Genomic DNA, 5,304 nt, shown 5'->3' with positions numbered 1-5,304 from the left:
GATCCGCGACGGGGTGGCGTACGTGCAGGCGGGCGGCGGCATCGTGGCCGACTCGGACCCGGTGGCCGAGGACAACGAGTGCCTGAACAAGGCGGGCGCGGTCCTGGCCGCGATCGCGACGGCCCAGACCATGGCCCCGGCCGTGGAACCGACCCGTGTCTGAGGGCGGCGGCACAGCGCGGGACGGCGTTGGGCGGGAGGCCGCTGGGCGGGCTGGTGCAGAGCGGGATGGCGCAGAGCGGGAGGTTGCTGGGCGGGAGGGCGTTGGGCGGGGCGAAGTCGGGCGGGACGGCGTGGCGAGGGCGGACGCGGCGGGGGAGCGGGTGCTGCCCGCAGGCATCCCGACCGTGTGCCCGACCCCCGATCTGGCTCCCCTTCCGACCGCCGACCCGGTCGCCGGGCTGGCTGCCGATCCGGCAGTCGATCCGGCCGACGCGCGGCCTGTCGCTTCGGTCGCCGATCCGGTCGCCGGGATGGCTGCCGATCCGGCCGCCGACCCGGCCGCCGATCCGGCCGGTGGTTCCCCTGCTGGCCCGACCGCCGCGCCGACCGCGCTTCCGGCCGCTGCTCGGGCCGGGTCCTCGGCCGACAGCGCCGGTGAGCCCGCCGGCGTCGACGCGCGGGCCGCAGCCGCCGGTTCCGGTGGGCAGGCCGGTGCCACGGGCGCCGCCGACCCCCCGCCCCCTCCACCACGTCCCGGCAGGCGCGAGCAGCGGCTCGTCCTCGGCCTGCTCCTGCTCGCCGCGCTCGTCCTCTGGGGCTCCTCCGCGCTCGACTGGGGCGCCGCCGGACCGCGGTGGCCGGTCCCGCTCGCCCTGCTCTCGGGCGCGGGCGTCGCGGCGGTGCTGGCGCTCGGCGGCATGGTGCGGCGCGCGCTCGGCGCGGTGCTCGCGGTGGTCGGCCTGCTGGCCGTCGCGGTCGGCGTCGGCGACCTGCCCGCGTCCGGCCCGGTCGTCGGCCTGCTCGGCGCGCTGACCGTGGTCGCCTCAGGCGTCCTGCTGCTGGTCAAGGGCGGACGGATGCCCCGGATGGGTGATCGCTACGAGACGCCCGCCGCGCGCAAGCCGTCCGCCGATCCCGAGCGCGAGCTGTGGAACGCCCTGGAGCGCGGCGACGATCCCACTGAGCGGGACTGATCTTCCACGGGGGGACCGCTCGCCCGAACCGGGCAAACCCCTCGCCGGGGGTTTGCGCACGTGAGGTCCGCGCGACCGTGCCCAGCAGCGCGAACGCGCAGACCCGGTGGCCGGTGCCGCCGACGTCCGGGGTTAGCATCCTTGCGGCGGGAAGGGGAGCATGACGTGCGGGAGTTCACGACCGAACTGGGACGGCCGGCCGAGGTGAACGGGGTGTGCGCATGACCGTTCTCGAGTCGATCATCGAAGGCGTTCGGGAGGACCTCGCCACGCGCGAGGCGGCGCTGCCCTTCGAGGTGCTCAGGGAGCGGGCGGCGAAAGCCGCGCCCCCCCAGGACGTGATGGCGGTGCTGCGCAACCCCGGGGTCGGGGTCATCGCCGAGGTGAAGCGCAAGAGCCCGTCCAAGGGCGCGCTCGCGGACATCCCCGAGCCCGCCGAGCTGGCCGCCGCCTACGAGGCGGGTGGCGCGCGGGTGATCAGCGTGCTGACCGAGCAGCGCCGCTTCGGCGGGTCGCTGGCGGACTTCGACGCGGTGCGCGCGGCGGTGCGGGTGCCGCTGCTGCGCAAGGACTTCATCGTCAGCCCGTACCAGGTGCACGAGGCGCGCCTGCACGGCGCCGACCTGGTGCTGCTGATCGTGGCGGCGCTGGAGCAGAACGCGCTGGTGTCGCTGCTCGACCGGGTCGAGTCCCTCGGGATGACGGCGCTGGTCGAGGTGCACACGGCCGAGGAGGCCGACCGGGCGCTGGAGGCGGGGGCGAGCGTCATCGGCGTGAACGCCCGCAACCTGCACACCCTGGAGGTCGACAAGGAGGTGTTCGGCCGGATCGCGCCCGGCCTGCCCTTCGAGACGATCAAGATCGCCGAGTCCGGGGTCACCGGTCCCGGCGACCTGATGGCCTACGCCGGGGCGGGCGCCGACGCGGTGCTCGTCGGCGAGAGCCTGGTGACGAGCGGCGACCCCAAGGTCGCGGTGAACAAGCTGGTGACCGCTGGATCGCACCCGGCGTGCCCCCGGCCCAGTCGTTGATGGGAGAGAGCGCATGACGCGCGACCAGTTCGCCCACACCCCGCACGACCCCGACGTCCGGGGTCACTTCGGGCGGTGGGGCGGCCGGTTCATGCCGGAGGCGCTGATCGCGGCTCAGGACGAGTTGGCCGCGGAGTACGAGAAGGCGCGGGTCGACCCGGAGTTCCTGGGTGAGTTCGCCCGGCTGCTCAAGGAGTACGCGGGCCGCCCGTCGCTGCTGACCGAGGCCAGGCGGTTCGCCGAGCACGCGGGCGGCGCGCGGGTGTTCCTCAAGCGCGAGGACCTCAACCACACCGGCTCGCACAAGATCAACAACGTGCTGGGCCAGGTGCTGCTCACCAAGCGCATGGGCAAGAAGCGCGTCATCGCCGAGACGGGCGCGGGCCAGCACGGCGTCGCCACCGCCACGGCGTGCGCGCTCATGGGCCTGGACTGCGTGATCTACATGGGCGAGGTCGACACCGAGCGCCAGGCGCTCAACGTCGCCCGGATGCGGCTGCTCGGCGCCGAGGTCATCCCGGTCGGCACCGGCTCGCGCACCCTCAAGGACGCGATCAACGAGGGCCTGCGCGACTGGGTCGCCAGCGTCGACCACACCCACTACCTGATGGGCACGGCGGCGGGCGCGCACCCGTTCCCGATGATGGTCCGCGACTTCCACCGGGTGATCGGCATCGAGGCCCGGCAGCAGGTGCTCGACCAGGCCGGGCGGCTGCCGGACGCGGTCGCGGCCTGCGTGGGCGGCGGCTCCAACGCCATCGGCATCTTCCACGGCTTCATCGACGACCCGTCGGTGCGCCTGGTCGGCCTGGAGCCCGGCGGCGACGGCGTCGAGACCAAGCGGCACGGCGCCACCCTCACCAAGGGGACGGCGGGCTCGCTGCACGGGGCCATGTCGTACGTGCTCCAGACCGAGGACGGGCAGATCGCCGAGGCGCACTCCATCTCGGCGGGCCTGGACTACCCCGGCGTCGGGCCCGAGCACGCGCACCTGAAGGACACCGGTCGCGCCGAGTACCGGCCGATCACCGACGCGCAGGCGATGGACGCGTTCGCGCTGCTGTCGCGCACCGAGGGCATCATCCCCGCCGTCGAGTCCGCGCACGCCCTCGCGGGCGCGCTGGACCTCGGGCGGGAGCTGGGGCCGGACGGCCTGATCCTGGTCAACCTGTCCGGTCGCGGCGACAAGGACATGGACACGGCGGTCTCGTGGTTCGGGCTCGGCGTCAAGGAGGAGGACGCGTCGTGAGCGCGTTGGACGGCGTTTTCTCGACGTGCCGGGACGAGGGGCGCTCCGCGCTCATCGGCTACCTGCCCGCCGGGTTCCCCACGGTCGAGGGCTCCAAGGACGTCCTGCGGGCCATGGTCGAGTCCGGGTGCGACGTGGTCGAGGTCGGGATGCCCTACTCCGACCCGGTGATGGACGGCCCGACCATCCAGGCCGCCGCGCAGCAGGCGCTCGACGGCGGGTTCCGGGTGCGGGACCTGTTCGGCGTGGTCGAGTCGGTCGCCGCGCTCGGCGGCAAGGCCGTGGTGATGACCTACTGGAACCCGGTGCTGCACTACGGCGTGGACGCGTTCTCCCGCGACCTCGCCGCCGCCGGTGGCCTCGGGCTGATCACCCCGGACCTGGTGCCCGACGAGGCCGAGGACTGGATGGCGGCCTCCGAGGCGCACGGGCTGGACCGGATCTTCCTGGTCGCGCCCTCCTCCACCGAGGAGCGGATCGACCTGACCGCCAAGGCCTCCAGCGGCTTCCTGTACGCCACCGCCGTCATGGGCGTGACCGGCGCGCGGACGGCCGTGTCGTCGGCGGCCCCCGCGCTGGTCGGGCGGGTCAGGGAGCACACCGACATGCCGGTGTGCGTGGGCCTCGGCGTGCGGGACGGCGCGCAGGCCGCGCAGGTCGCCTCGTTCGCGGACGGGGTGATCGTCGGCTCGGCGTTCGTGTCCGCGGTGGCCGGTGGCGGGGTGCCCGCGCTGGCGGAGGAGCTGGCGAAGGGCGTGCGCGGGGTCGGCGGCCCGGCCTGACGACCCGTGGTGCGCGACGGGGGTTTCACACGTTCGTGTGAGGCCCCCGTTCTGCTGCGCGGGTGGTCTGCGCGGAGCGGGTTCGGACGCCCCCGAAAGCGGGATGTCCCCCGGTAACGATCGGGTCGCCCGGTTCGGGGGCGTGGTCCCAGCGACTACGGTGGTGCGCGTGGTGACGACTTACCTGGCGAGCATCCCGAGTCCTGCCCAGGGCGTGTGGCATCTCGGCCCCCTCCCCCTGAGGGCGTACGCGCTCTTCATCATCCTCGGCATCATCGTCGCGATCTCGTGGGGCGAGCGGCGCTGGGTGGCCCGAGGCGGGCAGAAGGGGACGGTCACCGACGTCGCGGTGTTCGCGGTGCCGTTCGGCCTGGTCGGCGGCAGGCTCTACCACGTCGCCACCGACTACCACAAGTACTTCGGCGAGGGCAAGGACCCGCTCGACGCCCTGAAGATCTGGAACGGCGGCCTCGGCATCTGGGGCGCGATCGCCCTCGGCGGCGTCGGCGCCTGGATCGCCTGCCGCCGCAGGGGCATCCCGCGGCCCGCGATGGCCGACGCGCTCGCCCCCGGCATCGTGGTCGGGCAGGCCATCGGCCGCATCGGCAACTACTTCAACCAGGAGCTGTACGGCGCGGAGACCACCGTGCCGTGGGGCCTGGAGATCTACGAGCGCGTCGACCCGGTCACCGGCATGAAGAACGACCTCAACGGCGTCGCGGTCGACACGGCCACGCCGCTGATGACCGTCCACCCGACGTTCCTGTACGAGCTGCTGTGGAACCTGGGCGTCGCCGCGCTGATCGTGCTCGCCGACCGCAAGCTGCGACTGGGCCACGGCCGGGTGTTCGCGCTGTACGTCGCCGGCTACACGGCGGGCCGCTTCTGGATCGAGATGATGCGCACCGACGAGGCCACCATGGTCCTCGGGCTGCGGATCAACGTGATCACGTCGGTCGTGGTGTTCCTCGGCGCGGTGCTGTACTTCGTGCTCGCGGCCAAGCGCGGCCCGAGGGAGACGGACGTCGAACCGGCTCCGGAGCCCGAGCTGCCGGAGGGGGCCGACGCGGAGGGCGAGAAGGTGTCGGCGACCACCGCGCCCGCCC

5 protein-coding genes and 1 pseudogene are annotated in these 5,304 nt (G+C 73.9%); all 6 read left to right on the top strand.

The window, feature by feature from the left end; translation table 11 throughout:
- Positions 1-163 (top strand): annotated as a pseudogene (locus ACTUAL_RS03770) (anthranilate synthase component I); the annotation flags it as partial.
- A gap of 310 nt (positions 164-473) precedes the next feature.
- Complete coding sequence (locus ACTUAL_RS03765) at positions 474-1,136, top strand: Trp biosynthesis-associated membrane protein (protein ID WP_440899275.1); 663 nt, start codon at positions 474-476, stop codon at positions 1,134-1,136.
- A 221-nt stretch (positions 1,137-1,357) separates the two neighbouring features.
- Entirely contained in the window at positions 1,358-2,167 is an 810-nt protein-coding gene (gene trpC, locus ACTUAL_RS03760; protein ID WP_096498040.1) for an indole-3-glycerol phosphate synthase TrpC, read from the top strand.
- A gap of 13 nt (positions 2,168-2,180) precedes the next feature.
- Positions 2,181-3,416, top strand: coding sequence for a tryptophan synthase subunit beta (trpB, locus tag ACTUAL_RS03755; protein ID WP_096496409.1), 1,236 nt, complete (start codon positions 2,181-2,183; stop codon positions 3,414-3,416).
- On the top strand, positions 3,413-4,198 hold the full coding sequence (trpA, locus tag ACTUAL_RS03750) for a tryptophan synthase subunit alpha (protein ID WP_015804400.1): 786 nt from the start codon (positions 3,413-3,415) through the stop codon (positions 4,196-4,198). Before trpB ends, trpA begins: the two co-directional genes overlap by 4 nt.
- A 172-nt stretch (positions 4,199-4,370) precedes the next feature.
- The coding region (gene lgt, locus ACTUAL_RS03745; RefSeq protein ID WP_440899274.1) for a prolipoprotein diacylglyceryl transferase at positions 4,371-5,304 on the top strand (934 nt) is incomplete at its 3' end.

The organism is Actinosynnema sp. (assembly GCF_052038725.1).
Note: the sequence above shows the minus strand (reverse complement) of the source record. Positions and strands in the feature narration are given on the sequence as shown.

What these genes read in the sequence shown, in the direction of transcription:
- trpB (WP_096496409.1), top strand. Translation starts at nt 2,181, where the DNA reads ATGACGCGCGACCAGTTCGCCCACACCCCGCACGACCCCGACGTCCGG.
- trpC (WP_096498040.1), top strand. Translation starts at nt 1,358, where the DNA reads ATGACCGTTCTCGAGTCGATCATCGAAGGCGTTCGGGAGGACCTCGCC.
- ACTUAL_RS03765 (WP_440899275.1), top strand. Translation starts at nt 474, where the DNA reads ATGGCTGCCGATCCGGCCGCCGACCCGGCCGCCGATCCGGCCGGTGGT.